At 63.9% G+C, this 17,388-nt stretch carries 15 protein-coding genes and 1 other RNA gene; 10 read left to right on the top strand and 6 right to left on the bottom strand.

Translation table 11 applies throughout. The features are described from left to right. Positions 1-200: 200 nt before the first annotated feature. Positions 201-2,855: a cation-translocating P-type ATPase gene (locus JN302_RS19755; RefSeq protein WP_202328674.1), complete on the top strand. Its 2,655-nt coding sequence runs from the start codon at positions 201-203 to the stop codon at positions 2,853-2,855. Next, positions 2,852-3,862 (top strand): sodium:calcium antiporter, encoded by a 1,011-nt coding sequence (locus JN302_RS19750; protein WP_202328672.1) that lies wholly within the window; start codon positions 2,852-2,854, stop codon positions 3,860-3,862. The genes JN302_RS19755 and JN302_RS19750 overlap by 4 nt, the downstream gene beginning before the upstream one ends. Positions 3,863-3,920: 58 nt before the next feature. On the opposite strand, the gene JN302_RS19745 is transcribed toward JN302_RS19750, so the two are convergent. The 3 genes from JN302_RS19745 to JN302_RS19735 all read right to left on the bottom strand — a co-directional run bounded on the left by JN302_RS19745 (position 3,921) and on the right by JN302_RS19735 (position 6,577). Then, on the bottom strand, positions 3,921-4,754 hold the full coding sequence (locus JN302_RS19745; RefSeq protein WP_244845781.1) for a universal stress protein: 834 nt from the start codon (positions 4,752-4,754) through the stop codon (positions 3,921-3,923). 172 nt (positions 4,755-4,926) lie between these two features. Beyond that, the gene (locus JN302_RS19740; RefSeq protein WP_446720762.1) at positions 4,927-6,141 is read right to left on the bottom strand and encodes an adenylate/guanylate cyclase domain-containing protein; all 1,215 of its coding nucleotides are present in this window, start codon (positions 6,139-6,141) and stop codon (positions 4,927-4,929) included. A gap of 85 nt (positions 6,142-6,226) precedes the next feature. Then, complete coding sequence (locus JN302_RS19735) at positions 6,227-6,577, bottom strand: ArsR/SmtB family transcription factor (RefSeq protein ID WP_244743433.1); 351 nt, start codon at positions 6,575-6,577, stop codon at positions 6,227-6,229. A 99-nt stretch (positions 6,578-6,676) separates the two neighbouring features. Between JN302_RS19735 and JN302_RS19730 the strand changes: the two genes are divergently transcribed. From JN302_RS19730 to JN302_RS19715, 4 genes are all read left to right on the top strand, one after another. Continuing rightward, the gene (locus JN302_RS19730) at positions 6,677-7,969 is read left to right on the top strand and encodes an NAD(P)/FAD-dependent oxidoreductase (protein ID WP_202328667.1); all 1,293 of its coding nucleotides are present in this window, start codon (positions 6,677-6,679) and stop codon (positions 7,967-7,969) included. A 30-nt stretch (positions 7,970-7,999) separates the two neighbouring features. Further along, positions 8,000-8,203, top strand: a complete 204-nt coding sequence (locus JN302_RS19725) for a YgaP family membrane protein (RefSeq protein ID WP_202328665.1) — start codon at positions 8,000-8,002, stop codon at positions 8,201-8,203. Positions 8,204-8,282: 79 nt separating this feature from the next. Further along, entirely contained in the window at positions 8,283-9,290 is a 1,008-nt protein-coding gene (locus JN302_RS19720; RefSeq protein WP_202328664.1) for an efflux RND transporter periplasmic adaptor subunit, read from the top strand. Then, positions 9,287-12,562, top strand: a complete 3,276-nt coding sequence (locus JN302_RS19715; protein WP_202328663.1) for an efflux RND transporter permease subunit — start codon at positions 9,287-9,289, stop codon at positions 12,560-12,562. The genes JN302_RS19720 and JN302_RS19715 overlap by 4 nt, the downstream gene beginning before the upstream one ends. An 11-nt stretch (positions 12,563-12,573) precedes the next feature. Here JN302_RS19715 and JN302_RS19710 read toward each other — a convergent pair whose 3' ends face one another. Together JN302_RS19710 and JN302_RS19705 are read right to left on the bottom strand one after the other, a co-directional pair. After that, positions 12,574-12,897: a c-type cytochrome gene (locus JN302_RS19710; protein WP_202328662.1), complete on the bottom strand. Its 324-nt coding sequence runs from the start codon at positions 12,895-12,897 to the stop codon at positions 12,574-12,576. Positions 12,898-13,057: 160 nt separating this feature from the next. After that, the gene (locus JN302_RS19705) at positions 13,058-13,891 is read right to left on the bottom strand and encodes a universal stress protein (RefSeq protein WP_202328661.1); all 834 of its coding nucleotides are present in this window, start codon (positions 13,889-13,891) and stop codon (positions 13,058-13,060) included. 225 nt (positions 13,892-14,116) lie between these two features. On the opposite strand from JN302_RS19705, the gene JN302_RS19700 reads away from it, so the two are divergent. Together JN302_RS19700 and JN302_RS19695 are read left to right on the top strand one after the other, a co-directional pair. Then, positions 14,117-14,572 (top strand): pyridoxamine 5'-phosphate oxidase family protein, encoded by a 456-nt coding sequence (locus tag JN302_RS19700; RefSeq protein WP_202334357.1) that lies wholly within the window; start codon positions 14,117-14,119, stop codon positions 14,570-14,572. A 90-nt stretch (positions 14,573-14,662) separates the two neighbouring features. Beyond that, positions 14,663-15,070 (top strand): c-type cytochrome, encoded by a 408-nt coding sequence (locus JN302_RS19695; RefSeq protein ID WP_342215843.1) that lies wholly within the window; start codon positions 14,663-14,665, stop codon positions 15,068-15,070. Between the two features lie 107 nt (positions 15,071-15,177). Here JN302_RS19695 and JN302_RS19690 read toward each other — a convergent pair whose 3' ends face one another. After that, positions 15,178-15,972, bottom strand: coding sequence for a thymidylate synthase (locus JN302_RS19690; protein ID WP_202314355.1), 795 nt, complete (start codon positions 15,970-15,972; stop codon positions 15,178-15,180). Between the two features lie 149 nt (positions 15,973-16,121). Here JN302_RS19690 and ssrA point away from each other — a divergent pair. Next, positions 16,122-16,485, top strand: a transfer-messenger RNA (tmRNA) gene (gene ssrA, locus JN302_RS19685). Positions 16,486-16,711: 226 nt separating this feature from the next. Beyond that, the gene (locus JN302_RS19680; protein ID WP_202314354.1) at positions 16,712-17,320 is read left to right on the top strand and encodes an AAA family ATPase; all 609 of its coding nucleotides are present in this window, start codon (positions 16,712-16,714) and stop codon (positions 17,318-17,320) included. Positions 17,321-17,388 lie beyond the last annotated feature (68 nt).

Genomic DNA, 17,388 nt, shown 5'->3' with positions numbered 1-17,388 from the left:
AATGCTGCGATGCTGACACATCGGGCTACGGTCCAAAGGCGTCCGCGCGCCGGCGGAATGCCACGCAACCGGGAACTGAAGATAGGGCGGCGCACTCATCGATGCAGTTCGATTGCGTTGACCTGGGTGAGGTCCGCCCCGGTTACTGTGGGTGCGGCATGTAATCGGACCAACAGATTCCTGCAGAAGGCACCGCGCGCATGATGTTGCCGGAAACCCCGCACGCCTTGCCGGCGGCCGAGTTGCTTCGGCGGCTGCTTGTGTCCAGCGCCGATGGACTGTCGGACGACGAGATCTGCAAGCGGCGTAGGCGTTTTGGATCGAACACGATCTCCTCGCGGCGCGCCGCCAGTGTGATGCGCCTGCTGCTGCACCAGTTCACGAGTCCGGTCGTCTATCTCCTGGGTGGCGCGGCGGGGCTCGCCTTCTATTTCGGCGAATTGGAAGAAGGCGGCGCCATCGTCGTGGTACTCGCCATCAACGCCCTGATCGGCTTCGTGACCGAATTGAAGGCGGCACGGTCCATTGAGGCTTTGCGTGCGCTCGGCGCGCGCACCGCCCGCGTCCGACGGGAGGGGCGCGTTCGTCTCGTGCCGGCCGAGGACCTGGTTCCAGGCGACATCGCCATTTTGGACGCGGGCGACGCGGTGTCGGCCGACATGCGCCTGATCGAGTCCTCGCGTCTTTCGGCGGACGAGTCGACGCTGACCGGCGAGTCGGTCACCGTCGACAAACAGACGCACCCGGTCAGCGCGGACGCCCGTCTCAGCGATCGCGCGTCGATGCTGTTCAAGGGCACTTCCGTCACGCGCGGCAGCGGCATCGGCGTCGTCGTGGCGACCGGCCTCGCGACGGAACTTGGCCAGGTCACGCGGCTCGTCCTTGAAGCCGATCCGGGCAGCTCGCCGCTCGAACGCAAGCTCGCCCGCCTGTCGGCGCAGCTCGTCTGGGTGACGCTCGTCGTCGCGGCCGTGATCGGCACTATCGGTCTCGTGGGTGGTCAAGACCCTTTCCTCATGGTCGAGGCGGCTATTGCACTCGCCGTGGCAGCGATCCCCGAGGGGCTCCCGATCGTTGCGACGCTGGCGCTCGCCCGCGGGATGTGGCGCATGGCGCGGCAGAATGCGCTGATCGAGCGCTTGTCCGCAGTCGAGACGCTCGGGGCCACCACCGTGATTCTCACCGACAAGACCGGCACGCTGACCGAAAACCGGATGACTGTACGGCGGCTCTGCACTGCCTCCGGCGAGATCGAAGTGGAGACAAGGTCGCCGAAGGCCGGCGAGCATCCGCGGCTCGCAGACGACCGGCAGGCGGTCGTGTTGCTGCGCATCGCCGTCCTGTGCAGCGACGCCCATCTCGACCGCGCGGACGAAGATGGCAGTGGCGACCCGATGGAAATCGCGCTCTTGCGCGCCGGGCTGCACGCGGGCTTGAGACGGACAGCGCTGCTCCACGAGCATCGCATCACGCTCAAGCATGCCTTTGACCCCGCGACCAAGATGATGGCCACGGTGCATGAGAGCGGGGACGGCTTCCTGATCGCGGTGAAGGGAGCGCCGGAAGCAGTGCTTGCAGCCGCGACGCGGGTGATGGTCGAGCACGGCGCGGTGGCGCTCGATGACGCCATGCGAGCCGAGTGGCTCGCCCGCGCCGAGCACTTCGGCCATCATGGCCTGCGCGTGCTCGCCTGCGCAATGAGGTTGGACACGCAGGCAAACAGCGCGCCATACGAAGGGCTGGTCCTGATCGGCCTCATCGGCCTGGAGGATCCGGCGCGTGCCGACGTGCCACGCGCGATCCGGGATTGCCGCCGGGCGGGAATCCGCGTCGTGATGGTCACCGGCGACCATCCGGTGACGGCGCGGAGCATCGGTCGCGCCGTCGGACTGGGAGACAACGCTGCGAATGTCGTGGAGGGCGAGAAGATCGCGCATCTCGTCGAGGCCGGACAGCCCGCGCTGCGCGATGTCGGTATCTTCGCCCGGGTGAGCCCGGCCGAGAAGCTCGCGCTCGTCAGGGCCTATCAGGCCGCAGGCGAAATCGTCGCCATGACCGGGGACGGGGTCAACGACGCACCGGCCTTGCGGCAGGCCGACATCGGCGTGGCAATGGGCCTGCGCGGCACCGATGTGGCGCGCGAAGCAGCCGCCATGATCCTGCTCGACGACGCATTTCCCACCATTGTCAGGGCGATCCGCGAAGGCCGCCTGATCTTCGGCAATATCCGCCGTTTTGTGGTCTACCTCTTGTCCTGCAATCTCAGCGAGGTGATGGTCGTCGGCTTGGCTGTGCTGTGGGCGCTCCCGCTGCCGCTCCTGCCGCTGCAGATTCTCTATCTCAATCTCGTTACCGACGTGTTCCCGGCCTTCGCGCTGGCGATGGGCGAAGGCGAAGCCGGCATCCTGGAGCGTTCGCCGCGCGATCCGAAAGAACCCATCCTCGGGCGTCGGCAGTGGCTCACGATCATCCTGCATGGCGTCACACTGACCGTTGGCACATTCGGGGCGCTGGCCGCGGCGCGCCTGCTTGACCTCGACGCGTCGCAGTCGGTGACGGTCACCTTCCTCACCCTCGCCTTCGCACAGCTCTGGCACGCGCTGAACATGCGCCACATGCGATCGGGGCTCATCGTCAACGAAGTCACGCGCAACGGCTGGCTATGGGGCGCGCTCGCGCTCTGCGCGGGGCTGCTCGCGACGCCGCCCTATCTGCCCCCTGCCGCGCAGCTGCTGCATCTTGCCCCGCTCACCGCCGACATGTGGTCTGTCGTTCTGGCATGCAGTCTGGCGCCGCTGGTCGTGGCGCAGGCAACCATGGCTGTCATCGGCCGCCGTCATAAGAGGCAGCGATGACTGCGACTTTTCTGCCTTGGCTGAAGTTTGCCGTGTGCGTAGTCCTGATCGGCCTTGCCGGCCCGGCGCTCATACGCAACGGAGACGTCATCGCGCGGCTGACCGGCCTGTCTCGATCATGGATCGGCCTTGTGCTGATCGCGACCGCAACGTCCTTGCCCGAACTGATCACAGGGGTGAGCGCCGTCATTGCCGTGGATGCACCCAACATCGCCGTCGGCGACGCGCTCGGCAGTTGCGTCTTCAACCTCATGATGCTGGTGCTCCTCGACGTTCTGAGCCGCGAGGAGCCGATGTATCGCCGCATCGACCAGGGCCACATCCTGACGGCCGGCTTCGGGGTGATATTGATCGGCGCGGCCGGCGCCTTCCTGCTGCTCAGCCAGAATGCGCTGAGTTTCCAGTTCCTGCACGTCAGCGGCTATACCCCGTTCATCATCGTGATCTATCTCGTCGCGGTGCGCGCGGCCTTCGTCTATGAGCGCCGCACCCGGTCTCCATCGGCGCTCGCCAAGGCCGAAGGCAGCATTTCCCTGCGCACTGCGGCATTGGGCTACTTGGCTGCCGCGAGCGTGATCGTCGTCGCCGGCACCTGGCTCCCCTTCGTCGGGAGAGAAATTGCCGAGGTGATGGGCTGGAGGACGACCTTCGTCGGCACACTGCTGATTGCAGGAGCGACCTCGGTGCCGGAACTCGTTGTGACGGTGAGCGCGCTGAGGCTCGGCGCCGTCGACATGGCCATCGGTAGCCTGCTCGGCAGCAATTTGTTCGACATCCTCATCCTGGCGATCGATGATATCGCCTATGGCAAAGGTCCGTTGCTTCGCGCTGTCTCGCCCGCGCACGCCATCACCGCATTTGCCGCAACGATCATGTCCGGCATCTTCATCGTCGCCATGCTCTTCAGGCCGGAGACGCGCCTTGGTGGAACGATCGGCTGGGTCAGCCTGTCGCTGCTCATCGTCTATCTGTTCAGCTCATACGCTATCTATCTGCTGGGACACTGAGCCAAAGTATCGGTGCGGCGGCGCCGATCCATTGGCGCTGCCGTCGCCCGAGCGACCGTCAGTGATAGACGAACAGGGCGCAGGGTGGCTCCTGCAGCAATTGTGTGCTGGTCGAACCGAACAGACGCTCGCGCAGGCCGCGGTGCCCGTGAACGCCCATCACCAACGTGCCGACCTTGCGGTCGGCCGCCTCGATTCTCAGCACTTCGGCTGGATGCGCACGTGTGGCGATCGAGACAAGTTCGACGCTGCAGCCACGGCCACGCAGGTAGCGCTCCGCGCCGACGGGAATTCGCTCTGCCGCCGCCTTGTCGGCACCGATGGTAACGAGGTGCACACGATGCTGCGACCAGAGGCCGAGCAGCATGAAGAGCTGCACCGCACGCATCGCGGGCAGGCTCCCGTCGTAGGCGATCATGATGTCGCCATCGCCGCGGTCCTCGTCGCCACAGGCGATCAGCGGACGCGGCGTCATCCAGCTCAGCTTGGCGAGCATGTCAGGCAGACGCTCACGTATGCTGCCTCGAAATGCCGTATCATGGCCTGTCACCAGCAGATCGCTGCTTTCCGCGGCGATCTGAAGCGCGCCGAGCGGATCGCCATGGAAGTCCAGCCATTCGAAAGGCAGGTCGTTGGCCTTGCACTCCTTCTCGTAGACGTCGCGCAGCCGGGCACAGGTGTCCTTCGCCTGCGCTTTCAACGTCTCTTCCATCTGCATTCTGTAGGCCGTCGCGCCGATACGTCCGATCATCGGCGCCTCGATGAACGCCAGATCGATACCCGCGATCCCCGCCAGCTCCGCATGTTCCGCGCGCGCCAGGCGGAACGCATATTGCCGCGCGGCAGCCGATGCGCTCGTTTCGCCAAGTAGGACCAGGATGCGCTTCAGCACGAGACCTCTCGAATACAAAGGTGAGCAGACTTTATCAGATGCCATTATCCTCAACTAGGAGGATTGCCGCTTGATCGAAATCAAGCCGTGCCAAGGCGGGGTCACGCGAATTGAGGTCTCACGCGAGGCCGATTGGGATCGCCTGCAGTTCCTGCCGCGGCCGGCATGCGGTTCAGCCCTGCATTCGGCGCCCGCGCAGCAGCCAGGTCACCATCGCTCCCTTGCCCTTGATGTCGAGGGGACCGACCTGGTCCAGAACGAACTTGTCCTTGAGCAGTTCGTAGCTTTCTCGCGACACCTGGATCTGGCCCTGCGGCGCGGTCGTTTCCATGCGGGAGGCCACGTTCACCGCGTCACCCCACAAGTCGTAGAACATCCTGCTCGTTCCGATCACGCCAGCCACTACAGGGCCTGATGCCATTCCAATGCGGATGGCCACCGGCTGACCTTGCGAGTCGGGCAGCGTCATGGCCATGTCGCGCATCGCCATCGCGAAATCCGCCAGCACTTCGGCATGATCCGGACGCGATCGCGGAACCCCGCTTACGACCATGTAGGCGTCGCCGCTGGTCTTGACCTTCTCGAGGCCATGGGAGGCAACAAGCCGGTCGAATTCACCGAACACGCGGCCGAGACACGCGGCGAGATGCTCGGGCGAAACCTCGCTCGCTCGCGCGGTGAAACCTGCCATATCGGCAAACAGGACCGACGCCTCATCATATCTGTCGACGAGAATGGCACCGGGTGCGAGCTTCAGCCGCTCTGCGACGGACTCCGGAAGGACGCTGGTGAGCAGGGATTCGCTGCGCTCGTATTCGCGCTCGGCTGCCGCCTCGGCGCGAGCCGCGTCGCGGATCGCGTAGAGGACTATCGCAAACAGGATCGCCGAGCTGCCGACGACGTTGGCCACAAGGCTGATCGATGTATGCTCTGTCGAACGAATTCCGGGGTCGGCCGGCACAAACAATTCGAGAACAATGATGAGCACGGCCGCCAGCACCGTCAGCGCTGCGCTGATCGCCAGATGATCGAGGCCCAGGATCAGGACCATGATCGCCGCCGCGACCAGATATTGCATCGGCATCCCGGTATCGGTGCCGACCATGCTGCAGATCGTGAAGATGATTGCGTAGCCGACGACCGCAAAGGCCAACGGCCCGACGAGCGGGCCAAAGCGATGCAACAGCGGTATCAGGGCCAACAAGGCCGCCGCGATCGCATAGGCAATGCCGACCTTCCACGTTCCCGCCGATGCAACGAGAAATTCGCCCGCCGCGAAGCCGGCCATCAGGGTCGCGGCCATCCATGTTGCGATGTTGAGGACGCGAAGCCGCCGCGCGACCTTGAAGGGAAGCCGCTGGTGCCGTAGTCTATTCCCGGCAGATATCGCAGCGGGAACCGGCGCCGCCCGAGCGCTGACCAGGCCGGACGGGGAGGATCGGCAACGCCGGCGCCGCGGCCGTCTTGCGCCATCATCGATCTCGCCCTGGCTTGGGCGGGCAGAAGGCAGAATGCAGCGCTTCGACGACGGTCAGCACCTCCGGCCGGGTGATGCGATAGAAGACGGCCGTACCCTCCCGCCGCGCCTCGACCAGCCCGTCGGCGCGCAAGCGCATCAATTGCTGCGACATCGGCACCTGCTCGATGTCCAGTTCCTGACGCAGCTCGCCGACCGATTTCTCTTCCCGGCCGAGAGCACAAAGCACCAGCAGCCGCTGCGGATGCGAGAGGCTGCGCAACAGTTCGGCAGCCTTTCCTGAAGCCGGGATCATTTCTTTTACATTCATGTTCTTGAATTTATAATCTTTGAATGTTAGATGCAAGGGCGAGATGGCGGCCGACCGGCCGCTGGTTGCGCCAGATCAAAGCCGAAGAGCCGCCGGACAGGCACTCTATCCGCAATGCCAAAGGAGGAAACGCCCATGTCGCATGTCGTCGTTCTTGGTGCCGGCCTTGGCGGCACGATCATGGCCTTCGAAATGAAAGAGAAGTTGCGCCGCGAGGACCAACTGACGGTCGTCAATCTCGGGACGGTCTATTCGTTCGTCCCGTCCAACCCTTGGGTGGCCGTCGGATGGCGAGAACGCGAGAACGTCACGGTCGATCTCAGCGCGATACTCGCCGGCCGCGGCATCGGGTTCAGACCCGAAGGCGCGCGGCGCGTCCATCCGAAGGAGAACCGCATCGAGCTGAACGACGGCTCCTTCCTCGACTACGATTACCTCGTCATTGCCACCGGACCCGATCTTGCCTTCGACGAAGTCCCCGGCCTTGGGCCTGATGGCTTCACCCAGTCCATCTGTCAGATCGACCACGCCATCGCAGCGAAAGCGAGTTTCGACGCGCTGGTCCAAAAGCCCGGTCCCATCGTCGTCGGCGCGATCCAGGGCGCCTCGTGCTTCGGCCCCGCCTATGAGTTCGCCTTCATCCTCGATACGGCGCTTCGCCGCGCCAGGAAGCGCGACCAGGTGCCAATGACCTTCGTCACGCCGGAGCCCTATATCGGGCACCTGGGACTGGACGGAGTGGGCGACACCAAAGGCCTGCTCGAGAGCGCCATGCGCGAGCGGCACATCAAGTGGATCACCAACGCCAGGGTCACCAGGGTCGAAGCCGGCAAGATGTTCGCCGAGGAGGTCGGCGATGACGGCTCGCTCAAGACCAGCCACGAGTTGCCCTTCGCCTATTCCATGATGCTGCCGGCATTCCGCGGGGTTCCTGCCGTTGCCGGGATCGAGGGTCTGACCAATCCGCGCGGCTTCATCGCAATCGACAAGCATCAGCGCAATCCCGCCTTCCCGAACGTGTTCGCGATCGGCGTCTGTGTTGCCATCCCGCCGGTCGGCAAGACGCCATTGCCGGTCGGCGTGCCGAAGACCGGCCTCATGATCGAATCCATGGTGACAGCGGTGGCGGCGAACATCGGCGCACTTCTCAGGGGAGCCGAGCCGAACGCGGTCGCGACCTGGAACGCCGTTTGCCTGGCGGATTTCGGCGACGAGGGAATTGCCTTCGTCGCGCAGCCGCAGATCCCTCCCCGCAACGTCAACTGGTCGTCGCGCGGCAAGTGGGTGCACGCCGCCAAGGTCGGCTTCGAAAGGTACTTCCTCCACAAGGTCCGGCAAGGCAAGGCCGAGACCTTCTATGAAAGGCTGATGCTGGATGTGCTCGGCATCAGGAAACTCAAGGACATCCACCCGGAACCGGCCGAATAGCCGGCAAAACGTCTCGAAAGGAGTACAACAATGACAATCGATCGTGCCGTACTGATGTTTGCGGGCCTTGTCGTCCTGGTCTCGCTGGCGCTCGGATACTACGTTTCCCCGTACTGGTTCCTGCTGACAGCCTTTGCCGGGCTGAACATGATCCAGGCATCGATGACGGGCTTCTGCCCCGCAGCCCTGGTGTTCAAGAAACTCGGCTGCAAGTCCGGCGTCGCATTCGAATGACCGGCACCAACCAACACTGACCCTAAACGAAACGACCGGGCCGACGTCGGCCCGGCGCGGCCCCTCACGAGCAGCATTCATGTCGCAGTCGAGATCATTGATTTCAGCAGCAATACTGGCCGCCGCCAGCATCGGCCTTGCGCCGGCTTCGGCTGCGGAATTCGTCGTCAGGACGACGACGGTCACGGAGATGAAAGCCGTCTTCGGTCAGGTCGAGAGCAGAACGGTCGTGCCGGCGCGTGCGCGCATCGGCGGCACCATCCGGGAGATCCGGGTCAGTGAGGGCGACGAGGTCAGAGAAGGCGATGTCATCGCCGTCGTGGTCGACGACAAGATCGCGCTGGAACTGCAGGCTGCCGAAGCTCAGATCAAGGCGTTGCAATCCCAGCTTCAGAACGCGAAGACCGAAGTCTCCCGTGTCGAGAGACTGGTCTCCCAGGGCATTGCCACGCAAAGCAGCCGCGACGCGGTGCAGATGCAGATGGAGGTCGTGACGAACCAGGTTGCGGCCGCGGAGGCGACCAGGGCGGTGATCGAGCAGCGCGCCCGCGAAGGCGAAACCCTCGCGCCAGCCTCGGGCCGTGTGCTCACCGTGCCCGTCACGCCAGGGTCCGTGATCCTGGCAGGCGAGGAGATCGCGCGGATCGCGACCGGCCCCTACTACTTGCGCCTGTCGCTGCCCGAGCGCCATGCCGCGGAAATCGTCGAGGGCGATACGGTCCTCGTCAGCGAGCGCAGCGTGGCAAAGGCCGCCGATGCGCCTGCGGCGGCACGCCCGGGCAGGGTCGCGAAAGTCTATCCCGAGATCGCCAGCGGCCGCGTGATTGCCGATGTCGAGGTGGCCGGCATCGGCAGCTATTTCGTCAACGAGCGCACGCTCGTCTCGATCCCGGTCGGCAAGCGCTCCGTGCTGGCCGTGCCGCCGCAGGCGGTAAGGACGGTGCATGGCGTCGACTATGTCCGCATTGCAACGGCGGGTGGTGAGATGGATGTCGCCGTCGTGCTCGGCGAAACCTTCGCTTCCGACGGGACCATGGTGGAGATCCTGAGCGGCCTGCGTGACGGCGACAAGGTCATCCTGCCATGAAGCTCGGAATGGCCGGCGCACTGACGCGCACCTTCATCGCATCGCCGCTTACGCCGCTCTTCCTGCTCGCCGCGCTCGCCCTGGGCCTCGTGGCTCTGCTTACGCTGCCGCGCGAAGAGGAGCCCCAAATCTCGGTTCCGATGGTCGACATCCACGTCAGCGCCGATGGTCTCAAGGCCGAGGATGCGGTCAAGCTCGTCACCGAGCCGCTCGAGACGATCATCAAGAGCATCGACGGCGTCGAGCATGTCTATTCGCAGACGCAGGACGACGGCGCCGTTGTCACGGCGCGCTTCGAGGTCGGGACGAGCGCGGACGCCGCGATCCTGAGGGTCCACGACAAGGTGCGCGCCAACATGGACCGCATCCCCGTCGGCGTTCCCGAGCCGCTGATCGTCGGCCGCGGCATTGACGATGTCGCGATCGTGGTGCTGACGCTGTCGCCGGCTCCGGGCGCCGCTGCGCGGTGGACGGCCAACGACCTGACAAGGCTCGCGCGCGAGCTTCAGGTCGAGGTGTCCAAGCTGCCTGATATCGGCCTGACCTACATCGTCGGCGAGCAGCCGGAGGAGATCCGGGTCGAGCCCGATCCGGAGCGGCTTTCGCTCTATGGCATCACGCTTCAGCAACTGTCTTCGAAGATCGAGGGCGCCAACAGGTCGTTCCAGATCGGTCTGGTCCGGGAAAATGCCGAGCAGCGGACGGCCGTCGCAGGGCAGACACTGCAGACGCTGACCGAAATCGGCAACCTCCTCCTGACCGCAAGGGACGGGCGGCCCGTCTATGTGCGCGATGTGGCGAAGGTGATCCTCGCCACGGAGCCGATCGAAACCCGCGTCACGGAAGTCCGCAGGACCGGGGAGGCACTTGAACGCGTTCCCGCCGTCTCGCTGGCGATCGCCAAGCGACCCGGGACCAACGCCGTCGTCATAGCCGAGAGCATCATCCACCGCATCGAGCAGGTGCGCGGGCAGATCTTTCCCGAGGACGTCGAGATGTCGGTAACGCGCGACTACGGCGAGACCGCCAACGAGAAGGCGAACGAGCTGCTTTTCCACCTCGGCCTTGCAACCGTCTCGATCGTCGTCCTGGTCGCCTTCGCCATCGGCTGGCGCGAGGCGCTGGTCGTTGCGGTCGTCATCCCGACGACCATCCTGCTCACGCTCTTTGCCGCGCGCGTCATGGGCTACACGCTCAATCGCGTGAGCCTGTTCGCCCTGATCTTCTCGATCGGCATCCTCGTCGACGATGCAATCGTCGTAATCGAGAACATCGCCCGCCATTGGGCGATGCGTGACGGCCGTTCGCGGGCGAGCGCGGCCGTCGAAGCAGTTGCAGAGGTCGGCAATCCGACGATCGTGGCAACGCTGACGGTCGTGGCCGCCCTTCTTCCGATGCTGTTCGTCTCGGGCATGATGGGCCCGTATATGAGCCCGATCCCGGCGAATGCCTCCGCGGCGATGCTGTTTTCCTTCTTCGTCGCCGTCATTCTTACGCCGTGGCTAATGATGAAGTTCGGCCGACGGGAAGCTTCGGCGCACGGCCATGGCGATGCGCGCGGCGGCTGGCTCGGACGCGCCTACGTCGCCGTCGCCCGCCCGATCCTCAAATCGAAAGCAAGGGCCTGGGGCTTCCTGCTGATCGTCGGCGTGGCGACGATCGCTTCACTGGCGCTTTTCTACACCAAGGACGTGACGGTCAAGCTGCTGCCCTTCGACAACAAGGCAGAGCTTCAGGTCGTCGTGGATCTGCCGGAGGGATCGTCCGTCGAGGCAACCGATCGCGCCCTGCAGTCGATAGTCGACCGGCTTGCGCCGGTTCCGGAAGTCGTCTCGTTCCAGACCTACGCAGGCACGGCCTCGCCGTTCAACTTCAACGGCCTGGTCCGTCACTATTATCTGCGCAATTCGCCTGACGTCGGCGACGTGCAGGTTAACCTGTTGCCGAAAGGCGGGCGCGACCGCAACAGCCACGACATTGCACTCGATATCCGCGCGCGGTTGAAGGGCCTCGACCTTCCGGTTGGAACTGCGCTCAAGGTGGTCGAACCGCCACCCGGGCCGCCTGTCCTGGGAACGCTGCTCGCCGAGGTCTACGGGCCCGATCCGGAGACCCGCCGGGCGGTGGCGGCAGAGGTGCGCAAGACGTTCGAGAGCGTACCCTTCATCGTCGATGTCGACGACACGTTCGGTAGTCCGGCCGAGCGCGTGCGCCTGGCCATCGACCAGGACAATCTGGAATATTACCGCGTCGAGCAGTCCGATCTCTACGACACGCTCGGCGCACTCTATGGCGGCGTCAGGGTGGGCTACTCGCACCGCGGCGGCGGCCGCCAGCCGATCCCGATCCGCATCGCGCTCGGCAAAAGCGAGAAGGTCGTGGACGAGCGGACGCTTGCGACACCCGTTCCCGCCAATGCCCTGCCCGGAGGACGCGACGTGGTCGAGCTCGGCGACGTGGTCAACGTCTCGCGCGAACCGGCCTCCTTTCCCATCTTCCGGCATAACGGCCGTCCGGCCGAGATGGTAATGGCCGAGCTTGCAGGCGCGTTCGAGGCCCCGATCTACGGCATGCTTGCGGTGACCGACGCGATCGACAAAGCGGATTGGGGGGCTGTGCCGAAGCCGGCGATCGCGCTGCACGGGCAGCCCGAGGACGAGTCGCAGCCGACGCTGCTGTGGGACGGCGAATGGGAAGTCACCTGGGTGACGTTCCGCGACATGGGAGCCGCTTTCATGGTCGCCATCCTCGGCATCTATGTGCTGGTCGTGGCGCAGTTCCGCTCCTTCAGGCTGCCGCTCGTCATCCTGACACCGATCCCGCTCACATTCATCGGAATCATGCTCGGGCACTGGCTGTTCGGCGCGCCGTTCACCGCCACCTCGATGATCGGCTTCATCGCACTCGCCGGCATCATCGTGCGCAATTCGATCCTGCTCGTCGATTTCATCCGGCACGCGGCGCGCCCGGACCAGCCGCTGATCGACGTCCTGCTCGAAGCGGGAGCAATCAGGTTCAAGCCCATCCTTCTCACCGCGATTGCCGCCATGATCGGTGCAGCCGTGATCCTCACGGACCCGATCTTCCAGGGGCTGGCCATTTCACTGCTGTTCGGGCTTGCCTCCTCGACCGCGCTGACCGTGCTGGTCATCCCGGCGATCTACGTCGTCCTGCGAGGCGGGCGCCGGGACAGCGGCGAGATGAAGACGACGAAGCATGCGACACCGCCTTCATCCGGGCATGTGGCGCAATCCGAATTCGAGCCGGCCTGACGGAGACGCGCTCATCGGGTCTGAAGGCTCCCGATATAGGCGATGATGGCCTCGATTTGCGCTGGTGTGGCGATGAACTCCGGCATATCCGGATGTCCGGTCGATATGCCTTCCCCCAGTGCTTCTTCCAGCGCTCCGAGCGGATAGCGCTCGGACAAGGTGCGAAAAGCCGGAGCGGCCGCATGCCGGCTGGCATCGGCCGTGCCGACGGCATGGCATCGGGCGCAATTGGCTTCGACCAGAGCCTTGCCATAGGCGATGCTTTCCTGCTCCGCAGCCGCGGCCGAACCCGCTGCAAAGACTGTGAGCACCAATGCCTTGAAGAAACTCATCATTCTCTTTCCTTCGCTTGAGGCATCGCTGTCCAGGTGAACGAGCCGATGGAGGCCCCAAGGGTGCGGCCATCCTATCGGCCCCTCGTACCCGATCTCGGAAGCGCGTAGACAAGGGGGGATGTAGCGCGCCCTTTGCGAATGAACGCACGGCGTTCGAGGACTACCGCGCCATCAGGATCGGCATGGGCGTATCCTGAAGCATCGATCTGGTCACGCCTCCGAACACACGCTCCCGAAGACGCGAATGGCCGTAGCCACCCATGACCAGGAGTTCGGCAGAGGTGTCGACCGCGTGTCGACGCAGCACCTCTTCAACCTTCTGCCCCATGCTTGGAATACGGTCCACGACGACCTTCACTCCGTGGCGGATCAGGAATGCCGCGATGTCACCTCCCGGCTCTCCTCCGCCACGTTCCTCTGTCACGGGATCGACCATGACGACATGGACCTGCTGCGCGCCCTCGAGAATTCCGATCGCCTCATGAACGGCACGAGACGCCTCGAGGCTGGAATTCCAGGCCACGACGACCCGTTTCGGCCGAAGCGTGGGGCGGGACCCCGAGGGCGCCAGGAGCAACGGGCGCCCGGACGAAAACAAGACACCCTCGATCACCTTTGACTTGAGCAGGTCTCCGGCAAGCAGCTCCGGCCCCGCAACGACCAGATCCGCGGAGCGGGCGCTCCTTCCGATCGCCTCATCGGCAAAGGTGACTTCCGAATATTTGCTCTCCATGTCCGCCGAGGGGACATTGTCGGCGCGAAAGCTTCGCACCGCCGAGAGGCGCTCGTCGAGCCGGACCATGTCGGCCCGGCGCTCCTCGAGCCAGGCGTCGGACACCATCGCTGCGTATTCGCCAATTGGCGGCGGAGCTGCGAGACCGATGACCAGAAATGAGAGATGGGCATCGACCTGCCGGCACAGTTCGGCGGCGACGATGAGGTCGGCCTCGCCATGGTTGACGCCTGTAACACTCAGGATGACCTTGAAAGTCATGACACTTGCCTCTGACCGATTGACGGAAGCTTCCTGGACTTGTCGCAGCTGGGCCCGGCGATCTCCTTGCGCTGAATCAAAAAGGGCGCCGGCACCACCCGAAGATTCCTGCGGCCACCTCTTTCTTCGGCGCGATGCGCGCCATGCGTCATGAGTTTGATGACGATCAATTCGTACCGCCTCGGAAAAGCGCAGACTGTTCCAAGGTCGGGAAAGGACAGGTCGGTGTGGATTCGCTCTCTCAGCACGCCTGAATGCATCTGCCTGCTGGCCGCAAATCGATTTGCTCATATCGCATGTGCAAAGGACGACTTGCCGTATGTCGTTCCGCTCTACTACGCCTACGCCGATGACCACATCTATGCATTCTCCGCGCCGGGCAAGAAGATGGAAATCATGCGAGCCAATCCGCAGGTCTCGATACTGGTGGAAGAGAGAGGCCGCGGGCGTGAGTGGCAGTGCGTGATCGCTGATGGCCGCTTCGAGGAATTGCCGGATCGGATCGGCCACAAGAGGGAGCGCGACTATGCGTGGTCACTCTTGAGCCAACATGCAGACTGGTGGGAATCCGGCGCCCTGAAACCCATCCCGTCTGCTTCGGGCTTTCCCGAGATCTTCTTTCGCATCCGGGTCACCCATCTCTCGGGGCGTAGGGCGAAAGACGAGGCGACGGGTGAGTAGGAAATTCGCCGCAAGCCGATTGACCCGTCGAAGCAGGCGGCCGGAGCGTCCCCTGTTCTGGTTCGAAGTTATCGAGCGAGGAGGTTACCCATGAAGATGCGACGTGTTCTGGCTACGATTGCTGTGCTTTCTCTCGCGCAGAACCGTGTTCTGGCGCAGGAGATGAGCTATGGCGAGACGGAGTTTCTGGCCTCCTGCGCCGTGTGCCACGGCGAAGACGGCAAGGGGCACGGACCGCTCGCGCCCGAACTGGTGAGGCAGCCTGCCGATCTCACCCGCCTGAGCGATCGCAACGGCGGGGATTTTCCTTACAATCGTGTCTTTGCCGTGATTGACGGCCGATACACCGTTCCCGGTCACGGCAATCGAGAAATGCCGGTCTGGGGTCGGCAATTTCTCGAGCAGGATGTCAAGATGTACGGTCCGAGCGGTGGAGAGATCCTGACAACCGAACGAATTCATGAGCTTACCGGATACGTCCAGTCGATCCAGCGCTGATAGAGGCGAGTTTGCCCGAAGCGGCGATTTGCGGCCGGCTCGGATGGATCTGGATGACCGTATCCTTGAACGGAACACGTCGTCCACGCCGATGCCCGCCGGCTGCGTCACACCGCGATCGGCGCTCGGATAGTGGCATCGGCGATGTAGTCGTCCAGCCGGAAATCCTCGAACCGGAACGCAAAGAGGTCGGTCACTTCCGGATTGATCCACATCGTCGGCAGCGACTTGGGTTCACGTCTCAGTTGCTCCCGAGCCTGGTCGAAATGATTGTGGTAGATATGGGCATCACCCAGCGTATGGACGAAGTCTCCCGCCTTCAGCCCTGTCACCTGCGCCACCATCATCGTGAGCAGGGCATAAGAGGCGATGTTGAACGGCACGCCGAGGAAAATGTCGGCCGAGCGCTGGTACAGTTGGCAGGAGAGCCTGCCGTCGGCGACATAGAACTGAAACAGGCAATGGCACGGCGGCAGAGCCATCGCGTCGACCTCGGCGGGATTCCAGGCCGAGACGATGAGACGCCGTGAATCCGGATTCCGGCGTATCTGATTGATCAGGTTCGCCATCTGATCGATGGCGCGGCCGTCGGGTGCGGGCCATGACCGCCACTGGGCGCCGTAGACGGGTCCGAGATCGCCGTTCTCGTCGGCCCATTCGTCCCAGATGGTGACGCCGTTGTCGTTGAGATATTTGATGTTGGTGTCGCCCGCCAGGAACCATAGCAGTTCATGGATGATCGACTTCAGATGCAGCTTCTTGGTGGTCGTCACCGGGAATCCGCGCCCGATGTCGAAGCGCATCTGGTAACCGAACACCGAACGTGTACCTGTGCCGGTGCGGTCGCTTCGGTCGACTCCATCGTCGAGGACATGCCTCAGGAGGTCAAGATATTGGCGCATGGGCTTTCGATCGACTCGGGGAACTCTATCAATCTTACCGGAGGCAAGGTCCGAGGGCGAGGCCGAACCGGCGGCTGTGGCGGCGCCTTCGTTACAATCGCCTTGGCATCGGCCGCGCCTTGTCGTCATCGGTGAATCGAACCATTTCCGGGCTTTCAATTTCCGCCCGTCCTTCCTATATTCGATCTGTCAGCTTGACTGACTATGGCGATAAACGGCCGATGAAATAAGCCATTCGGACCCGGGGGCGGTACCCGGCGCCTCCACCAAAAACCGCCGATCCCTATGGAAGGGCGGCTTTTGCTGGGGGCGAAACAGGATCGACGAGGGTGTAAAGATCGGACTTTTGCCCGGCATTGTACCACCGTTATCGGGCTAATCTTATAGTTGCCAACGACAACTATGCTGAGGCACGTCTCGCTGCTTAATGCGGCGCGATAGTCTCGAATCAAGCCCTGCGGGTTAGCACCTTCAGGCGGGGTCCGGAGGCACCTGGCAACAGAAGCCTCCACTTCCCCCCTTTCCGACATCCCTTTTTTCCGACATCGCTCCGCACGCGCGAAAGCATGTCTCCCGAAAGTGTTGAGCGGTTTCGCGGAAAAGACATGCGACAAATCAAGAACCTCCGACGTGTCGCGTGAACCTTTTTTGACGCGACACGCTGGAGCCGAAGATACCGCTCGCGCGCACCTATGGCGTGTCCGTATGGCTATCCCCATTCATGCGAGGTGTCCGAGGCATGACTGCCCATTTCAATCGCTTTTTTGTGCTGACCGGCGGACCCGGTTCCGGGAAGAGCACGTCGCTCGCAGGTCTCGTCGCAGCCGGCCATTCCGGTTCGGTCGAGGCCGGGCGCGGCGTCATCCAGGACCAGGCGACCATCGACGGTCCGGCCCTCCCCTGGAACGATCCAGCCCTGTTCTCCGAACTGATGCTGTCCTGGGAAATGCGTTCCTATCACATGGCCGAGGCCGGGCCGGGCATCACATTCTTCGACCGAGGCATCCCCGACATCATCGGCTATCTCAGGCTGTGCGGCCTGCCGGTGCCGGCCCATGTCGCGCGCGCTGCGGAAACCTTCCGCTACAACCGCAAGGTCTTTGTCTTTCCGCCCTGGCCCGAGATCTTCGTCCAGGACCGCGAGCGCAAGCAGACGCTCGACGAAGCCGAACGGACTTTCCATGCCGTCGCCGGCGCCTATGCCGCTTGCGGCTACGAACTGGTCGAGGTGCCTCGCCTATCCGTCGAGGAACGGGTGCGTTTCATCATGGCTGCGGCGGAACCGGACCCATCGGCAGCGGCCGGCGATCTCATCGATGGCGAGGTCGTTCTGAAATACGACCTCTGAACCAAGGGCTGCACTGGCACCGCCACGTGAAGCCCGCTTCCGGTCTTGGGCTGGCCGACCGATCGACG

The organism is Mesorhizobium sp. L-8-3 (genome assembly GCF_016756615.1).
In the GTDB taxonomy this organism is placed as follows: Bacteria; Pseudomonadota; Alphaproteobacteria; order Rhizobiales; family Rhizobiaceae.
Note: the sequence above shows the minus strand (reverse complement) of the source record. Positions and strands in the feature narration are given on the sequence as shown.